Source organism: Pseudomonas sp. Lb2C2, from assembly GCF_052112205.1.
Taxonomy (GTDB): domain Bacteria; phylum Pseudomonadota; class Gammaproteobacteria; order Pseudomonadales; family Pseudomonadaceae; genus Aquipseudomonas; species Aquipseudomonas kilonensis.
Genome location: NZ_JAUTYW010000006.1, coordinates 130,672 through 148,669, shown reverse-complemented (window position 1 = coordinate 148,669; position 17,998 = coordinate 130,672). Strand labels below are relative to the sequence as shown.

The 17,998-nt window shown below is 62.0% G+C and carries 12 protein-coding genes, 2 tRNA genes and 2 pseudogenes; 13 read left to right on the top strand and 3 right to left on the bottom strand.

The genetic code is table 11. The features are described 5' to 3' along the window. From Q7F16_RS19315 to Q7F16_RS19265, 11 genes and pseudogenes are all read left to right on the top strand, one after another. A complete protein-coding gene (locus tag Q7F16_RS19315; RefSeq protein ID WP_046065553.1) occupies positions 1-1,431 on the top strand; it encodes an N-acetylmuramoyl-L-alanine amidase in 1,431 nt (476 codons plus the stop codon). Next, entirely contained in the window at positions 1,428-3,341 is a 1,914-nt protein-coding gene (gene mutL / locus Q7F16_RS19310; RefSeq protein ID WP_046065552.1) for a DNA mismatch repair endonuclease MutL, read from the top strand. Before Q7F16_RS19315 ends, mutL begins: the two co-directional genes overlap by 4 nt. Then, entirely contained in the window at positions 3,341-4,312 is a 972-nt protein-coding gene (gene miaA, locus Q7F16_RS19305) for a tRNA (adenosine(37)-N6)-dimethylallyltransferase MiaA (RefSeq protein ID WP_046065551.1), read from the top strand. The genes mutL and miaA overlap by 1 nt, the downstream gene beginning before the upstream one ends. 91 nt (positions 4,313-4,403) lie before the next feature. Next, on the top strand, positions 4,404-4,664 hold the full coding sequence (hfq, locus tag Q7F16_RS19300; RefSeq protein ID WP_003186419.1) for an RNA chaperone Hfq: 261 nt from the start codon (positions 4,404-4,406) through the stop codon (positions 4,662-4,664). Positions 4,665-4,676: 12 nt separating this feature from the next. After that, entirely contained in the window at positions 4,677-5,978 is a 1,302-nt protein-coding gene (gene hflX / locus Q7F16_RS19295; RefSeq protein WP_014336304.1) for a ribosome rescue GTPase HflX, read from the top strand. A gap of 85 nt (positions 5,979-6,063) precedes the next feature. Further along, positions 6,064-7,236, top strand: a complete 1,173-nt coding sequence (gene hflK, locus Q7F16_RS19290; protein ID WP_409556712.1) for an FtsH protease activity modulator HflK — start codon at positions 6,064-6,066, stop codon at positions 7,234-7,236. Beyond that, complete coding sequence (hflC, locus tag Q7F16_RS19285; protein ID WP_018610083.1) at positions 7,236-8,105, top strand: protease modulator HflC; 870 nt, start codon at positions 7,236-7,238, stop codon at positions 8,103-8,105. The genes hflK and hflC overlap by 1 nt, the downstream gene beginning before the upstream one ends. Before the next feature lie 325 nt (positions 8,106-8,430). Continuing rightward, positions 8,431-9,618 (top strand): ATP phosphoribosyltransferase regulatory subunit, encoded by a 1,188-nt coding sequence (locus Q7F16_RS19280; RefSeq protein ID WP_046065549.1) that lies wholly within the window; start codon positions 8,431-8,433, stop codon positions 9,616-9,618. A 54-nt stretch (positions 9,619-9,672) separates the two neighbouring features. Continuing rightward, a complete protein-coding gene (locus Q7F16_RS19275; RefSeq protein ID WP_003186407.1) occupies positions 9,673-10,965 on the top strand; it encodes an adenylosuccinate synthase in 1,293 nt (430 codons plus the stop codon). Between the two features lie 487 nt (positions 10,966-11,452). Next, a pseudogene (locus Q7F16_RS19270) lies at positions 11,453-12,193 on the top strand (HAMP domain-containing protein); the annotation flags it as partial. After that, positions 12,167-13,051 (top strand): methyl-accepting chemotaxis protein, encoded by an 885-nt coding sequence (locus tag Q7F16_RS19265; RefSeq protein WP_412177602.1) that lies wholly within the window; start codon positions 12,167-12,169, stop codon positions 13,049-13,051. The pseudogene Q7F16_RS19270 and the gene Q7F16_RS19265, both read left to right, overlap by 27 nt. A 518-nt stretch (positions 13,052-13,569) precedes the next feature. On the opposite strand, the pseudogene Q7F16_RS19260 reads toward Q7F16_RS19265, so the two are convergent. From Q7F16_RS19260 to Q7F16_RS19250, 3 genes and pseudogenes are all read right to left on the bottom strand, one after another. Then, positions 13,570-13,763: pseudogene (locus tag Q7F16_RS19260) on the bottom strand (iron ABC transporter permease); the annotation flags it as partial. Between the two features lie 125 nt (positions 13,764-13,888). Then, positions 13,889-13,975 (bottom strand) — tRNA-Leu (locus Q7F16_RS19255). 176 nt (positions 13,976-14,151) lie between these two features. Further along, a tRNA-Leu gene (locus Q7F16_RS19250) sits at positions 14,152-14,238 on the bottom strand. Between the two features lie 226 nt (positions 14,239-14,464). Between Q7F16_RS19250 and rnr the strand changes: the two genes are divergently transcribed. Beyond that, a complete protein-coding gene (gene rnr, locus Q7F16_RS19245) occupies positions 14,465-17,095 on the top strand; it encodes a ribonuclease R (RefSeq protein ID WP_409556713.1) in 2,631 nt (876 codons plus the stop codon). After that, positions 17,092-17,850 (top strand): 23S rRNA (guanosine(2251)-2'-O)-methyltransferase RlmB, encoded by a 759-nt coding sequence (gene rlmB, locus Q7F16_RS19240; RefSeq protein WP_014336310.1) that lies wholly within the window; start codon positions 17,092-17,094, stop codon positions 17,848-17,850. The genes rnr and rlmB overlap by 4 nt, the downstream gene beginning before the upstream one ends. The last annotated feature ends 148 nt before the right edge of the window (positions 17,851-17,998 follow it).

Below are 17,998 nucleotides of genomic sequence, written 5' to 3'. Positions count from 1 at the left end.
ATGATGGGGTTTGGTATGCGCTTTCGCGCGGTGGTTGCTGTCGTAGGACTGTTGCTTACGGCACTGGCCGTCGATGCTGTGGCCGAGACAAAGGTCAACAGCGTTCGCCTCTGGCGGGCGCCGGACAACACACGGCTGGTGTTTGACCTGACGGGCCCGGTGCAGCACAGCGTATTCACCCTGACCGCCCCGGATCGCCTGGTGATCGACATCAATGGGGCGTCCCTGGGCGCGCCGTTGAACGTAGCGACCGCCAACACGCCGATTACCGCGATGCGCTCGGCCCAGCGTACGCCGACCGACCTGCGGGTGGTCATCGACCTGAAAAAAGCCGTGACCCCGAAAAGCTTCACCCTGGCCCCCAACGCCCAGTACGGCAATCGGCTGGTGGTGGACCTGTTCGACAACCCGGCCGATGCGGCGCCACCTGCGCCGCCGCCGACCAATGTCGCCACGCTGCCAGCGGTGCCGGTGACCCCGCCCGAGCCTGCACTCAAGCTGCCACCGGCTCCGGCCGGCAAGCGCGACATCATCGTGGTGATCGACGCCGGTCACGGCGGCGAAGACCCGGGAGCCTCGGGCTCGCGCGGGCAGCGTGAAAAAGACGTGGTGCTGTCCATCGCCCGTGAATTGCAGCGCCAGGTCAACGGCATGAAAGGCTTCCGCGCCGAACTGACCCGTACCGGCGACTACTTCATCCCCTTGCGCGGGCGTACCGAAATCGCCCGCAAGAAAGGCGCCGACCTGTTCGTCTCCATCCACGCCGATGCCGCGCCTTCGAAGGCAGCGTTCGGGGCCTCGGTGTTTGCCCTGTCCGACCGCGGCGCCACGTCCGAAACCGCCCGTTGGCTGGCCGACAGCGAAAACCGTTCCGACCTGATCGGCGGTGCCGGCAACGTCAGCCTCGACGACAAGGACCGCATGCTTGCCGGTGTATTGCTCGATTTGTCGATGACCGCCTCGTTGACCTCCAGCCTGAACGTCGGCCAGAAAGTCCTGAGCAACATCGGTCGCGTCACGCCGCTGCACAAGCAGCGCGTCGAGCAGGCCGGGTTCATGGTGCTCAAATCGCCAGATATCCCGTCGATCCTGGTGGAAACCGGCTTCATCTCCAACGCCAACGAGGCGTCCAAGCTGTCGTCCTCCAGTCATCAGCAGGCCCTGGCCCGTTCCATCAGCAGTGGCGTGCGGCAGTTCTTCCAGCAGAACCCACCGCCAGGCACCTACATCGCCTGGCTGCGCGACTCCGGCAAGATCGCCCAGGGCCCAAGGGACCATCGGGTCAATCCCGGTGAAACCCTGGCGATGATCGCCGTGCGTTACCAGGTGTCGCCCGCCACCTTGCGCAGCGCCAACAATCTCAAGAGCGATGAGCTCAAGATTGGCCAGACCTTGACCATTCCGGGCAATGAAGTGGCGGCCAAGCAATGAGTGACGAAGTGATCGGCAGCACCGCCCGCATCGAACTGCTCAGCCCCCGGCTGGCGAACCAGATCGCCGCCGGTGAAGTGGTCGAGCGGCCAGCATCGGTCATCAAGGAACTGCTGGAAAACAGCCTTGATTCCGGGGCCAAGCGCATTGATGTGGATGTCGAGCAGGGCGGCGTCAAGCTACTGCGGGTGCGCGATGACGGCGGCGGTATTTCTTCCGACGACCTGCCGCTGGCCCTGGCGCGCCACGCCACCAGCAAGATCCGCGACCTGGAAGACCTCGAGCGGGTCATGAGCCTGGGGTTTCGGGGCGAGGCGCTGGCTTCCATCAGTTCGGTGTCGCGCCTGACCCTCACCTCCCGCACCCGCGACGCCGAGCAGGCCTGGCAGGTCGAGACCGAGGGCCGTGACATGGCGTCTCGCGTGCAGCCTGCGGCCCATCCGGTGGGCACCTCGGTGGAGGTGCGTGACCTGTTCTTCAACACCCCGGCCCGGCGCAAGTTCCTCAAGGCCGAGAAGACTGAATTCGATCATCTGCAAGAAGTCATCAAGCGCCTGGCCCTGGCGCGTTTTGACGTGGCGTTCCATTTGCGCCACAACGGCAAGACCATTCTCAGCCTGCACGAGGCCCATGATGATGCGGCCCGCGCCCGACGTGTCGGCGCGGTGTGCGGCGCAGGTTTCCTGGAACAGGCCTTGCCCATCGAGGTGGAGCGCAATGGCCTGCACCTGTGGGGTTGGGTCGGGTTGCCGACCTTCTCGCGCAGCCAGGCGGACTTGCAGTATTTCTACGTGAACGGCCGGGCGGTGCGCGACAAGCTGGTGGCCCACGCGGTGCGCCAGGCGTATCGCGATGTGCTGTTCAATGGCCGGCATCCGACCTTCGTGCTGTTTTTTGAAGTCGATCCGGCGGTGGTGGACGTCAACGTGCACCCTACCAAGCACGAGGTGCGCTTCCGTGACGGGCGCATGGTCCACGACTTCCTCTACGGCACCCTGCACCGCGCCTTGGGCGATGTGCGCCCGGAAGATCAACTGGCGGCGCCGGCGGCGGTGGGCGGCATGGTCCGGCCAACGGGGTTGGACGCTGGCGAATTCGGGCCCCAGGGGGAAATGCGCCTGGCGGCCAACGCACTGCTGGAGCAACCCCAGCCTCAGCCGAGCTATAACACGGCCGGGAGCGGTGCTGGCAGCGGCTATCAATATCAATACAGCCCGCGCCCGCAATCCAGCGTGCCGGCAGCCGAGGCCCAGGCGGCCTATCGCGAGTTCTTCAAACCCTTGCCGGAAGCCGGAGCGGCGGCGATGCCCGACGGCCAAGGCGATATCCCGCCTCTGGGCTATGCCCTGGCGCAACTCAAAGGCATCTATATCCTCTCGGAAAATGCCCAGGGCCTGGTCCTGGTGGACATGCACGCCGCCCATGAGCGGATCATGTACGAGCGGCTGAAAATCGCCATGGCCAGCGAAGGCTTGAGCGGCCAGCCATTGTTGGTACCCGAGTCCCTGGCCGTCAGCCAGCGCGAAGCCGATTGCGCCGAGGAACATGTGGCCTGGTTCCAGCGCCTGGGCTTCGAATTGCAGCGCCTGGGCCCGGAAACCCTGGCGATCCGACAGATCCCGGCCCTGTTGAAACAGGCCGAGGCCAATCGCCTGGTCAGCGACGTGCTGGCGGACTTGATGGAGTACGGTACCAGCGACCGCATCCAGGCGCACCTGAACGAACTTCTCGGCACCATGGCCTGCCACGGCGCGATCCGCGCCAACCGGCGCCTGGCCCTGCCGGAAATGAACGGCCTGCTGCGGGACATGGAAAACACCGAACGCAGCGGCCAATGCAACCATGGCCGGCCGACCTGGACCCAATTGGGCCTGGACGACCTGGACAAACTGTTCCTGCGCGGTCGTTGATGAGCCAGTTGCCCCCCGCGATTTTCCTGATGGGACCGACCGCCGCCGGCAAGACCGACCTGGCCATCGAATTGACCAAAGTCCTGCCCTGCGAGTTGATCAGCGTCGATTCGGCCCTGGTCTACCGGGGCATGGACATCGGCACCGCCAAGCCGTCGAAAGCGCTGCTGGCCGAATTTCCCCATCGCCTGATCGACATCCTCGACCCGGCCGAGGCTTATTCGGCGGCCGATTTTCGTCGTGACGCCCTCCAGGCCATGGCCGAGATCACCGCGCGGGGCAAGATTCCGCTGCTGGTGGGTGGCACGATGCTGTACTACAAGGCCTTGGTCGAGGGGTTGGCGGACATGCCGGCGGCCGATCCAGAGGTGCGCGCGAAGATCGAAGAAGAGGCCGCGCGCCTTGGCTGGCAAGCCCTGCACGAGCAATTGGCAGTTATCGACCCGGAATCGGCGGCGCGTATTCACCCCAATGACCCACAGCGTCTCAGTCGGGCCCTGGAGGTTTATCGGGTCAGCGGCCAGAGCATGACCGCCCTGCGCCAGCGACAATCTGCGCAAAGTACTGAAGCAGCCGCTTCGGGACTGCAACAATTGCCCTATACTGTCGCGAATCTGGCCATCGCTCCGGCGAACCGGCAAGTGCTGCATCGGCGAATTGAACAAAGATTCACATTAATGTTGGAACAGGGGTTCATAGACGAGGTCGTAGCCCTGCGTGAGCGAAGTGACCTGCATGCCGGGTTGCCGTCTATACGTGCGGTAGGTTATCGACAAGTCTGGGATTACCTGGACGGCAAGCTGACGTCAGCCGAGATGCAGGAGCGTGGGATCATTGCCACGCGCCAATTGGCGAAACGCCAGTTCACCTGGCTGCGCAGCTGGACTGACCTGCATTGGCTCGACAGTCTCGATTGCGACAATCTGCCACGCGCCTTGAAATACCTTGGGACCATCTCCATATTGAGCTGAGTCCTTGCAATTGCCGTCTATCCTTGGGGGTGTGACGGCCCAAGCCATCTGATTCCGATTTTTATTATTGATCCTTAAAGGAGTGCGGCACATGTCAAAAGGGCATTCGCTACAAGACCCTTACTTGAACACTTTACGTAAAGAGAAAGTTGGGGTGTCCATCTATCTGGTCAACGGGATCAAACTGCAAGGCACGATCGAGTCTTTCGACCAGTTCGTCATCCTTCTGAAAAACACCGTCAGCCAAATGGTCTACAAGCACGCGATCTCGACAGTCGTGCCAGTTCGTCCAATTCGTCTGCCTAGCGCAACCGAATCCGAAGGCGGTGACGCTGAACCGGGTAACGCCTGATAGGAGCCTCCTTTGTTCTTTGAGCGCCACGGTGGTGGTGAACGGGCCATTCTCGTTCACTTGGATGGACAGGACCCTGAGGCGCGCGAAGATCCGCAGGAGTTTCAGGAATTGGCACTTTCGGCCGGCGCCGAGACCGTCGCGTTTTTCAACGTGCCGCGTCATCGGCCAACCGCCAAGTTCCTGATCGGCAGTGGCAAGGTCGAGGAGTTGCGCGACCTGGTCAAGGCCGAACAGGTCGATCTGGTGATTTTCAATCACATCCTCACACCCAGTCAGGAACGTAACCTCGAACGTGTCTTCGAGTGTCGCGTGATCGACCGTACGGGGCTGATCCTCGATATTTTCGCCCAACGCGCCCGCACCCATGAAGGCAAGCTCCAGGTCGAACTGGCCCAGCTTGAGCACATGAGTACGCGGCTGGTTCGCGGTTGGACTCACCTTGAGCGGCAAAAAGGCGGTATTGGCCTGCGCGGCCCGGGTGAAACCCAGCTGGAAACCGACCGACGCCTGTTGCGGGTGCGCCTGCGCCAGATCAAGGGGCGGCTGGAAAAGGTCCGCAGCCAGCGCGAGCAGTCGCGGCGCGGCCGCAAACGGGCAGATATCCCGACGGTTTCACTGGTGGGCTATACCAACGCCGGCAAATCGACCCTGTTCAATAATGTCACCCAATCCGACGTCTACGCCGCCGACCAGTTGTTTGCCACGCTCGACCCGACCCTGCGCCGGCTCGACCTGGACGACCTCGGGCCGATCGTGCTGGCCGACACTGTGGGCTTCATTCGTCACCTGCCGCACAAGCTGGTCGAGGCTTTCCGGGCTACGCTCGAAGAGTCGAGCAACTCCGACCTGCTGCTGCACGTGATCGATGCCGCCGAGCCGGACCGGATGCTGCAGATCGAGCAGGTGATGGTGGTGCTGGGCGAGATCGGAGCCCAGGACTTGCCGATCCTGGAGGTATACAACAAACTCGATTTGCTCGAAGGTGTGGAGCCGCAGATCCAGCGCGATGCCGACGGCAAGCCGCAACGGGTCTGGCTGTCGGCCCGTGATGGCAGCGGCCTGGACCTGCTCAAGCAGGCCGTGGCCGAGCTGTTGGGCAACGATCTGTTTGTCGGCACCCTGAAGTTGCCGCAACGTTTCGCCCGGCTGCGAGCCCAGTTCTTTGAGCTGGGGGCTGTGCAAAAAGAGGAACACGACGACGAAGGCGTCTGCCTGCTGGCTGTTCGCCTGCCTCGGGCGGAGCTCAACCGGCTGGTCAGCCGCGAAGGGCTGCAACCGATGGAATTCATCGAGCAACACACTTTGCAATAAAAGCCTGAGAAAGCTGTGTCAGGCATTCTGTAGCATTGGTCGGCGCGCCGTGGGTGCGTCTTTGCTTTATCAGATGGAGAGCGCTATGGCTTGGAATGAGCCGGGTGGCAACTCGAATAATCAGGATCCTTGGGGTGGCAAACGTCGTAACAACGGCGACCGCAAGGGGCCGCCGGATCTCGACGAGGCCTTCCGAAAGCTGCAGGAAAGCCTGAACGGTTTGTTCGGTGGTGGTAAAAAACGCGGTGACGATGGAGGCGGTCGTCCGGGCAAGGGCGGCGGTTTTGGCCTGCTCGGCATCGGTCTGGTCGTGCTGGCGGCTGTCTGGCTGTACAGCGCGGTCTATGTCGTGGACGAGCAGGAGCAGGCGGTAGTGCTGCGCTTCGGCAAGTACTACGAGACGGTTGGCCCGGGCTTGAACATCTATTTCCCGCCGATCGACCAGAAGTACATGGAGAACGTCACGCGTGAGCGGGCGTACACCAAGCAGGGCCAGATGCTGACCGAAGACGAGAACATCGTCGAAGTGCCGCTGACCGTGCAATACAAGATCACCAACCTGCAGGACTTCGTGCTGAACGTCGACCAGCCGGAAATCAGCCTGCAGCACGCGACCGAGAGTGCCTTGCGCCATGTGGTGGGTTCCACCGCCATGGACCAGGTGCTGACTGAAGGTCGTGAACTGATGGCCAGCGAAATCAAGGAGCGCCTGCAGCGGTTCCTCGATACCTATCGCACCGGCATCACCGTCACCCAGGTCAACGTCCAGAGCGCGGCAGCCCCGCGTGAGGTCCAGGAAGCCTTCGACGACGTGATCCGTGCCCGTGAAGACGAGCAGCGTTCGCGCAACCAGGCCGAGACCTATGCCAACGGTGTCGTGCCGGAAGCCCGTGGTCAGGCCCAGCGCATCATCGAGGATGCCAACGGTTACCGTGACGAAGTGGTCTCCCGTGCCAAGGGTGAGGCTGATCGCTTCACCAAGCTGGTGGCCGAGTATCGCAAGGCCCCTGAAGTGACCCGCCAGCGCCTGTACCTGGACACCATGCAGGAAGTCTTCAGCAACACAAGCAAGGTCCTCGTGACGGGCAACAAGAACGGCCAGAGCAATCTGCTGTACCTGCCGCTGGACAAGATGGTCGAGAGCGGTCGCAACACCAGCACGCCACCGACCAGCTCGACGGCGACCGGCAATGAGGCCGGCACCCGTGCGGCGGCGGACCTGCAACAACAGCAAGCACGTACCAGGGAGAGTCGCTGATGAGCAATAAATCGCTGATCGCCCTTATTGTCGGTGTCGTCGTGGCGATCGCTGCCTGGAACTGCTTCTACATCGTGGCTCAGACCGAGCGCGCGGTGTTGCTGCAATTCGGTCGCGTGGTCCAGGCTGATGTCCAGCCAGGGCTGCATGTGAAGGTGCCGTACGTCAACAAGGTGCGCAAGTTCGACGCTCGCCTGATGACGCTGGATGCGCCGACGCAACGCTTCCTGACGCTGGAAAAGAAAGCCGTGATGGTGGATGCCTATGCCAAGTGGCGTGTGAAGGATGCCGAGCGCTTCTACACCGCGACCTCTGGTCTGAAGCAGATCGCCGACGAGCGTCTGTCCCGTCGTCTGGAATCGGGCCTGCGTGACCAGTTCGGTAAGCGCACGCTGCATGAAGTGGTTTCCGGTGAGCGTGATGCGCTCATGGCCGACATCACCCGTTCGCTGAATGCGATGGCGGAAAAAGAACTGGGCATCGAAGTGGTCGATGTCCGGGTCAAGGCTATCGACCTGCCGAAGGAAGTGAACCGCAGCGTGTTCGAGCGGATGAGCACCGAGCGTGAGCGTGAAGCCCGCGAGCACCGCGCCAAGGGTAACGAGCTGGCCGAAGGCATCCGTGCCGACGCCGATCGCCAACGCCGCGTGTTGCTGGCCGAAGCCTATCGTGAATCGGAAGAGGTCCGTGGTGATGGTGATGCCCAGGCCGCTTCGATCTACTCCAAGGCCTACGGTCAGGATCAGGAGTTCTACGCGTTCTACCGTAGCCTGCGTGCCTACCGTGAAAGCTTCGCGAACAAATCCGACGTCCTGGTCCTGGACCCAAGCAGTGACTTCTTCCACTACCTGGAAAAGTCCAAGCCTTGATGCGACGTTGACCTGAGACACTCCGCCCGGCGGCTAAAGCGTCGGGCGGGGTGATCCTTTGGGAAAACGTGTGTATGATGCGGCAGCCGGGAAATTCCCGGCTTTTTTGCGTCTGCACGTTCGATTGCGGTTTATAGATGCAGGCGTCGGGTTGAACGACCCGACAGGTTTTTCGAGGGAAGTGCCGGGCGAGGCCGATTGTGGGCCATTCGTCACGTCGCTCTTGCGCGTTTTTTGCCCAGGATGCGCGCCTGGCGCAGGCATTTTCTGCTTCACTCAAGGCCAGCCCGAAAGCTGGCCGCCCGGACCATAGGGGAATGGCGTAATGGCAACGGTAGACCGCTGGCTGCTGCCAGATGGCATCGAAGAAGTACTGCCACCGGAAGCTGCGCGTATCGAAGTAGCGCGTCGTCAGGTGTTGGATCTGTTCCAGAGTTGGGGTTACGAGTTCGTCGTCACCCCGCATATCGAGTACCTGGAATCCCTGCTCACCGGTGCGGGCCAGGACCTGGACCTGCGCACCTTCAAGGTTATCGACCCGCAGTCGGGCCGGCAGATGGGCTTTCGGGCCGACATCACGCCGCAAGTGGCGCGCATCGATGCCCACACCCTGCGCCGTGAAGGTCCGAGCCGCCTGTGCTACGCCGGCAGTGTGCTGCATGCCCAGCCGCGTGCCTTGTCGTCTTCGCGCAGCCCGATCCAGCTGGGCGCCGAGTTGTATGGCGACGCCAGCCCGAGCAGCGACGTAGAAGTCATCAGCCTGATGTTGGCCATGCTGCAACTGGCTGACGTGCCGGATGTCCACATGGACCTGGGGCATGTTGGCATCTATCGCGGACTGGCCCGTGCGGCCGGTTTGTCCGGCGAAGTGGAGCAACAGCTGTTCGATGCCCTGCAACGCAAGGCTATCGACGAAGTCATCAGCCTGACCGAGGGTCTGCCGGCCGATCTGTCGGGCATGCTGCGGGCGCTGGTGGACCTGTGTGGCGGACGTGAAGTATTGGCCGCTGCCCGTGAGCGCCTGGCCCACGCGCCGGCGCCTGTGTTGGCGGCGCTGGACGACTTGCTGGCGATTGCCGAGCGTCTGTCGGTGCGCTTCCCTGAGTTGCCGCTGTATTTCGACCTGGGTGAGTTGCGCGGCTATCACTACCACACCGGTGTCGTGTTCGCTGTGTTCGTACCGGGCGTGGGTCAATCCATCGCCCAGGGCGGCCGTTATGACGACATCGGTGCCGACTTTGGTCGTGCCCGTCCGGCGACCGGTTTCTCTACCGATTTGAAAACCCTGGTGACCCTGGGGCGTGCTGAAGTCGAGCTACCGTCTGGCGGTATCTGGATGCCTGACAGTACGGATGCGGCACTCTGGCAAGCAGTCTGCCAGTTGCGCAGTGAGGGTCAGCGTGTTGTCCAGGCCTTGCCTGGACAACCTTTGGCCGCCGCCCGTGAAGCGGACTGCGACCGGCAATTGATTCAGCAGAACGGGCTTTGGCAAGTATTGCCGCTGGCTTCTTGAGTTTTCCTGCCGGCTGCGGCCGGCACCAAGTTTGCGCGAATGAGGACAAGTGTTATGGGTAAGAATGTCGTAGTCCTGGGCACCCAGTGGGGTGATGAGGGCAAAGGCAAGATCGTTGATCTGCTGACCGAACATGCTGCCGCCGTAGTGCGCTACCAGGGTGGCCACAACGCAGGTCACACCTTGGTGATCGACGGTGAAAAAACCGTCCTGCACCTGATTCCGTCGGGCGTGCTGCGCGAAGGCGTCCAGTGCCTGATCGGCAACGGTGTGGTGGTTGCTCCCGACGCCTTGCTGCGGGAAATCATCAAGCTGGAAGAAAAAGGCGTACCGGTGCGCGAGCGCCTGCGTATCAGCCCGTCCTGCCCGCTGATCCTGTCCTATCACGTCGCGCTGGACCAGGCCCGTGAAAAGGCGCGTGGCGAGCTGAAGATCGGCACCACCGGTCGCGGCATCGGCCCGGCCTACGAAGACAAGGTGGCTCGTCGTGGCCTGCGCATCGGTGATCTGTTCCACCGTGAGCGTTTCGCCGCCAAGCTGGGCGAGTTGCTGGACTACCACAACTTCGTCCTGGTCAATTACTACAAAGAACCGGCCATCGACTTCCAGAAAACCCTGGACGAGTGCATGGAGTACGCCGAGCTGCTCAAGCCGATGATGCTCGACGTCACTGCCGAGCTGCACGAGCTGCGTCGCGCCGGCAAGGACATCATGTTCGAAGGTGCCCAGGGTTCGCTGCTGGACATCGATCACGGGACCTACCCGTACGTCACCAGCTCCAACACCACCGCCGGCGGCATCGCCACGGGTTCGGGTTTCGGTCCGATGTACCTGGACTACATCCTGGGTATCACCAAGGCCTACACCACTCGCGTGGGTTCGGGTCCGTTCCCGACTGAGCTGTTCGACGACGTCGGCGCCTTCCTGGCCAAGCGTGGCCACGAGTTCGGTGCTACCACCGGCCGTGCCCGTCGTTGTGGCTGGTTCGATGCCGTCATCCTGCGTCGCGCCATCGACGTCAACAGCATTTCGGGCCTGTGCCTGACCAAGCTGGACGTGCTGGACGGCCTGGAAACCATCAACATTTGCGTGGGCTACAAGAACCAGGACGGCGCCGTCATCGATGCACCGACCGACGCCGACAGCTACATCGGCCTGGAGCCTGTGTACGAGCAGATGCCAGGCTGGACTGAATCGACCGTGGGCGCCAAGACCCTGGAAGAGCTGCCAGTGGCGGCCCGCAACTACATCAAGCGTGTCGAAGAGTTGGTCGGTGCGCCGATCGACATTATTTCGACGGGGCCGGACCGCAACGAAACCATCGTTCTGCGTCACCCGTTTGCCTGATAAGTCGTTGATGTAAAACACAAAGGCCCCTCGTTTGGGGCCTTTGTCGTCTCTGCCGGTCGAACGGCACGACCTTTGCTATGCATCGTTAATAATAAGTACTTCTTTGAAGTGCCATCAATTTAATGGCGTTTAGTAGAGGGATTCCCCTGTGTCGGCCGTTCTCTCACTGTTACAAAGCCGTCTGTTGCGGCCTGTGTTCGTTACTCTGGGTATCGCCCTTTTGGTGCAAGTGCTGGTGGCCGTCGCGCTGACTCGAAGCACGGTCACCGCGTTGGAGGCCGAACTAGGGGCCCGGCTGGGGGTTGATAGTCAGAAATTGTCTGGCGAGCTGGAGCAGGCCGGGCGCGAGGTCACCTCGAGCCTGGACAGTTTGTCTGCCAGTACTCGTCAGCGCCTCACCGTCGGTTTGTCGACGCGGCTGAAGGACGAACAGGCGCAGTTGCGCAGGACGCTCGAGCAATCGCTCAAGGATTCCGCCAACGATATGGCGCAACTCCTGGCCTCGGTCGCGCCCCGCGCCATGTGGGACAGCGACATACCGACCCTTTCCGAATTCGCCCGTCGGGCCCAGCGCAATCCCAATGTGCTGTTCGTTATCTATGATGACGCCAATGGTGAGCACCTGACCCGCTACCTGAACCGGGAAAACCCGATCAACAAGGCGCTGCTGGAAAAAGGCAAGGGCGAGCGGGCGTTGGACAAAGTGCTGGATGCGGCGAAGAGCGACCCCTCGGTGTATTACCTCGAAGCCTCGATCAGCCCCAACGGCGTAGAGATCGGCAAGGTATTGATGGGGGTTTCCACGGCTTCCGTTGAAGCTGACCTGAAGGCGCTGGACCAACGCTTTTTGGCCTTGATCGCCAGCGGTGACCAGTTGGTCGGTGACAGCCTCAAGGGGGCAGCGGCCGACAGCGCCACTGCCATGCGCGGTCGCCTGGAGTCGGCCCAGGCCACCGCCACACAGATGCAGACCAACACCGCCAGCACCGTGCAGGAAGCGGCAGGCACCTTGCGCTGGCGCATCGGCCTGGGACTGGCGCTGGTGGGCTTTGGTGTGCTGGCCCTGCTGGCCGTGGTGCTGGGGCGTCGGGTGGTCAATCGCCTGAAGTTGCTGATCGCGGCCATGAACGACCTGGCGGCAGGCGAGGGTGACCTGACCAAGCGCGTGCAAATCAACAGCAAGGACGAAATCGGCGACATGGCCTCGGCGGTCAATCGTTTTGTGGATAAGTTGCAACCCATCGTGCGCGAGGCGGGCGATGTGGCTCAGCGTACCGGTGTGGAAATCGGTGCGATGACCTTGCGCAACTCCGGTGCCGATGCGGCGGCCGGGATGCAGCGTGATGAAGTGGCCGAGAGCCTGCGTGCGCTGTCGCAAATGGCTGATGAAGCTCAATCGGAAAGCCAGGCGATGCAGGCGGCCTTGCAGCAGGTGGTGGAGATCCGCCAGGCCACCGATGAAAACACCCGCACTTCGGCCAAGGTCGGCAGCTTGATCGAGGCGCTGGCTGGGCAGGTAGACACCGGGGCGAAAGTGATCGAGCGGCTGGCGCAGCAGAGCGAACAGATCGAAGTGGTGCTGACGGTGATCCACGGCATTGCCGAGCAGACCAACTTGCTGGCCTTGAATGCGGCCATCGAGGCGGCACGTGCCGGGGAAACCGGGCGCGGGTTTGCTGTGGTGGCAGATGAGGTGCGGGCGTTGGCGAGCAAGACCCAAAGCTCAACGGGCGATATCCAGGCGCATATCGTGGCCTTGCAGCAGGGCGCTCGCGAGGCGGTGGCCGCCATCGGCCAGGCCGGGCGCCAGGCCAGCGAAGGCTTGTTGGTGCTGCGAGACAGTGCGCGGTTGCAGCAGTCGGTTCAGGCGTCCGTCGAGCAGGTGCATGCGGCCATTGGCCTGGCGACTCAGGCCGCGGCCCATCAGGCCCAGGGTGCGCAAGCGGTGCGTGGGCGGGTGGAAACCATCCATGCCCAGGCCGAGAAGGCGGCCCAGGCTGTGGTCGAGACCACGGCCAGCGGTAAGGTCCTGGATGGGTTGGCGGCTCAGTTGAAGGCGAGTCTGGGGCAGTTCCGGGCCTGATCTGGCGGCTTGACTGAGTACATATCCATTGCTGTGGTAACGGCCGCTTATGGTTCCGCTCTTACAGCGGGTCACTTTTGAGAAGCGCAAAAGTAACCAAAACGCTCATGCCCCACCACTCGGTGCCTCGCCTAGGCTCGGCATGCCTGAACGAAGGCATTGCTCCGTGGGCCGCCGCGAAGGGCCATCCATGGCCCAGCGCGGCTATCCCGGCATCCATGCCGGGATGCCCACTCCACAATGCCTGCGTTCGGCCATCGTGGTTAACGGGGCGCCGAGATCAACGTCCACCACGAGGCGGCCTAGTAGCCGACCTGGCTCTCCCGGTTGTACACCCGTCAGATGTGTGGGAGCAAAGCTTGCTCGCGAGGCGGCCTGATAGCCGACCTAGCTCTCCGGTCATACCCCGATCCAATTGTGGGAGCGGGCCTGCCCGCGAAGGCGGCCTAACAGCCAACCAGTCTCTCCGGCCGTGCCCCGATCCAATTGTGGGAGCGAGCTTGCTCGCGATGGCGGTCTCAGCGGCTCAGGTACATCCGCGTCGTCAGCAAATAAACCGGCAACCCCGATACCAGAATCAACAGCGCCGCATAAGGCGCCGCCGCGAACTCCACATTCGAGGTATGGGCCCAAACGGCGTTGCCAATGTATTGAGCCCGGTCGGGCTCAGCAGCGCGGTGGTCAGTTCCTCCATTGCATCCAGGAGCACCAGCGCATAGGCGGGCGCCACAGCAAGCTCCCTCGCCACAGGGGGGGGCAATTTTAGGCGTGCGGAAACGCAAAAAACCGCTTTCGCGGGTTTCTGTGAGGTTCAAGGTGTAACCTTGAAGCTTGAATTGGTGCCCAGAAGAAGACTCGAACTTCCACGACCTTGCGGTCACCAGCACCTGAAGCTGGCGTGTCTACCAATTTCACCATCTGGGCAGCATCTTCAGCGTTGCCGCTGTTGATGTGGCGCACTATACGGAGCGCATTTTGATCTGTAAACCCCTGTTTTTGTTTTAGTAATTGCCAAACGCAATTGCAGGGGGCAAAAATGCAAAAACCCGCTTTCGCGGGTTTTTGTTGAGCCAGCAGGCCATTGACCTGTTGCTCGAAATTGGTGCCCAGAAGAAGACTCGAACTTCCACGACCTTGCGGTCACCAGCACCTGAAGCTGGCGTGTCTACCAATTTCACCATCTGGGCAATATCGACATCGTGTGTACGTCGTCGATGGCGCGCACTATACGGAGCGTCTTTTTAACTGTAAACCCCTCCTGAGAAAAAAACCGCTAAATTTCACGAGCGGCGCTTTTCCGGGCTTCCAAGGCAGGCCAAATGACTTTAGAAAAGCGATCGGATGCTTGAAATTTCCCGTTTCATTAAGCCTATGCCAAACTAACCCGCATATAGACAAGGTGAAAACTCTCTAATGGCCGATTGGCAGTCCCTCGATCCCGAGGCCGCTCGTGAAGCGGAAAAATATGAAAACCCTATTCCTAGCCGCGAACTGATCCTGGCGCATCTCGCCGATCGGGGTTCGCCTGCTAGCCGCGAGCAGTTGGTCGAAGAGTTCGGTCTGACCACCGAGGACCAACTCGAAGCCCTGCGCCGCCGTCTGCGCGCCATGGAGCGCGACGCTCAACTGATCTACACCCGGCGCGGCACCTATGCGCCGGTGGACAAGCTTGACTTGATCCTGGGTCGCATCGCCGGCCACCGTGATGGCTTCGGTTTCCTGATCCCGGACGACGGCAGCGACGACCTGTTCATGAGCCCGGCGCAAATGCGCCTGGTGTTCGATGGCGACCGGGCGCTGGCCCGCGTGTCTGGCCTGGACCGCCGCGGTCGTCGCGAAGGCGTGATCGTCGAAGTGGTGTCCCGTGCCCACGAATCCATCGTCGGCCGTTACTTCGAAGAAGGCGGTATTGGTTTTGTTGTGCCGGATAACCCGAAGGTCCAGCAGGAAGTGCTGATTACCCCGGGCCGTAATGGCGCCGCCAAGGTGGGTCAGTTCGTCGAGGTGAAAATCACCCACTGGCCAACTGCGCGCTTCCAGCCACAGGGCGATATCGTTGAAGTGGTCGGCAACTACATGGCGCCGGGCATGGAAATCGACGTTGCGCTGCGCACCTACGACATTCCTCACGTCTGGCCCGAGGCTGTGCTCAAGGAAGCCGCCAAGCTCAAGCCGGAAGTTGAAGAGAAAGATAAAGAAAAACGCATCGACCTGCGCCATCTGCCGTTCGTCACCATCGACGGTGAAGACGCCCGCGACTTCGACGATGCGGTCTACTGCGAAGCCAAGCCTGGCAAGCTGCGCCTGTTCTCCGGCGGCTGGAAGTTGTTCGTCGCGATTGCCGACGTGTCCAGCTACGTGAAGATCGGTTCGGCCCTGGATAACGAAGCCCAGGTGCGCGGCAACTCCGTGTATTTCCCTGAGCGCGTGATCCCGATGCTGCCTGAGCAGCTGTCCAACGGCCTGTGCTCGCTGAACCCGAAAGTCGACCGTTTGGCCATGGTGTGCGAGATGACCATCTCCAAAACCGGCGAAATGACCGACTACCAGTTCTACGAAGCGGTGATCCACTCCCAGGCGCGCCTGACCTACAACAAGGTCAGCACCATCCTGGAAACGCCGAAGACCAGTGAAGCCAAGGCCCTGCGTACCGAATACGCTGGCGTGGTGCCGCACCTCAAGCAGCTGTACTCGCTGTACAAGGTGTTGCTGGGGGCCCGTCACGTGCGTGGCGCGATCGATTTCGAGACCCAGGAAACCCGGATTGTCTTCGGTTCCGAGCGCAAGATCGCCGCAATCACCCCGACGACCCGTAACGATGCGCACAAGCTGATCGAAGAGTGCATGCTGGCGGCCAACGTGGCCACCGCGGAATTCCTCAAGAAGCACGAGATTCCTGCGTTGTACCGCGTGCACGACGGCCCGCCGCCGGAGCGTCTGGAAAAACTGCGCGCCTTCCTCGGCGAGCTCGGCCTGTCCCTGCACAAAGGCAAGGACGGCCCGACGCCGAAGGACTACCAGGCACTGCTGGCCAGCATCAAGGACCGTCCGGATTACCATGTGATCCAGACCGTGATGCTGCGCTCCCTGAGCCAGGCGGTGTACAGCGCCGACAACCAGGGTCACTTTGGCCTGAATTACGAGGCGTATACCCACTTCACCTCGCCGATTCGCCGTTACCCGGACTTGCTCACGCACCGCGCGATCCGCAGCGTGATCCATTCCAAGCAGAACACCCCGCACGTCAAGCGCGCCGGTGCCATGACCATTCCGAAGGCGCGGATCTATCCGTACGACGAGGCGGGCCTGGAACAGTTGGGCGAGCAGTGCTCCATGAGCGAGCGCCGCGCCGACGAAGCTACCCGCGACGTGGTGAACTGGCTCAAGTGCGAGTTCATGAAAGACCGCGTGGGCGAGTCGTTCCCTGGCGTGATCACTGCGGTGACCGGCTTTGGTTTGTTTGTCGAACTGACCGACATCTACGTCGAGGGCTTGGTGCACGTCACCGCCTTGCCGGGTGATTACTACCACTTTGATCCTGTGCACCACCGCCTGGCGGGCGAACGCACCGGTCGCAGCTTCCGTCTGGGCGACACCGTGGAAGTGCAGGTCATGCGCGTCGACCTCGATGAGCGCAAGATCGACTTCGGAATGTCTGACAAGCCCGCCGAAGCACCGACTGGCCGTAAAAAGCGTGGCAACGAGACCGCAGCGCCTGCGACCAAAGGTAAAGGTGCTCCTGCAAAAACCGCAGAGCCTGAGCCAGCCAGGGCTGGTCGCCGTTCGTCTGCCAAGGACAAGGCTCCCGAAGCCTACCGCCCCAGCGACGCAGCGGCGAAAAACGCCGAACTGCGCAAGAGCCGCGAGTTGAAGCAGCAGTTGCTCAACGAAGCCAAAAGCGGTGGTAAAGCGGCGTCTGGGGGAAAGTCCCACGGGGCGGAAAAGCCGTCGAGCAAGCCAAGTAAACACCGTAAAGGCCCGCCCAAAGCGGGTTCGGCCCCCGCCAAAAGCGGCGGGTCGCGCAAACCTAAGGCCAAGTCATGAGTCTGGAAAAAATCTACGGCGTGCACGCCGTAGAAGCACTGCTGCGTCACCACCCTAAACGCGTCAAGCAAGTGTGGTTGGCAGAAGGTCGCAGCGAGCCGCGTGTGCAAGCGCTGGTCGAACTGGCCACCCAAAACAAGGTTGCCATCGGCCAGGCCGAGCGTCGTGAAATGGACGTGTGGGTCGAAGGCGTTCACCAGGGTGTGGTTGCGGACGTAAGCCCGAGCCAGGTCTGGGGCGAGGCGATGCTCGACGAGTTGCTCGACCGCACCGAAGGCGCGCCGCTGTTGCTGGTGCTGGATGGCGTGACCGATCCGCACAACCTGGGCGCTTGCCTGCGTTCGGCAGATGCGGCCGGTGCATTGGCGGTGATCGTGCCCAAAGACAAGTCGGCAACCTTGACGCCGGTGGTGCGCAAGGTGGCCTGCGGCGCGGCGGAAGTGATTCCGCTGGTGGCGGTGACCAACTTGGCGCGCACCCTGGAAAAGCTCCAGCAGCGCGGCTTGTGGGTGGTCGGCACGGCGGGTGAGGCCGAGGTCAGCATCTATGACCAGGACTTGACGGGCCCGACGATCCTGATCATGGGGGCCGAAGGCAAGGGCATGCGCCGCCTGACCCGCGAGCATTGCGACTACCTGGTCAAGTTGCCAATGGCCGGCAGCGTCAGCAGCCTCAACGTCTCGGTGGCGACCGGCGTGTGTCTGTTCGAAGCGCTGCGCCAGCGCAGCGTCAAGGCTTCCGCCAAAAAAGCCTGAGCCAGACGTGTATCAAATGTGGGAGCGAGCTTGCTCGCGATGACGGTGTATCAGTGCCAGAAATGTCGACTGGCACGCCGCTATCGCGAGCAAGCTCGCTCCCACAGTGCTTTGTGCAGGGCAAGGATCGGCGGTTGTTCAAATAATC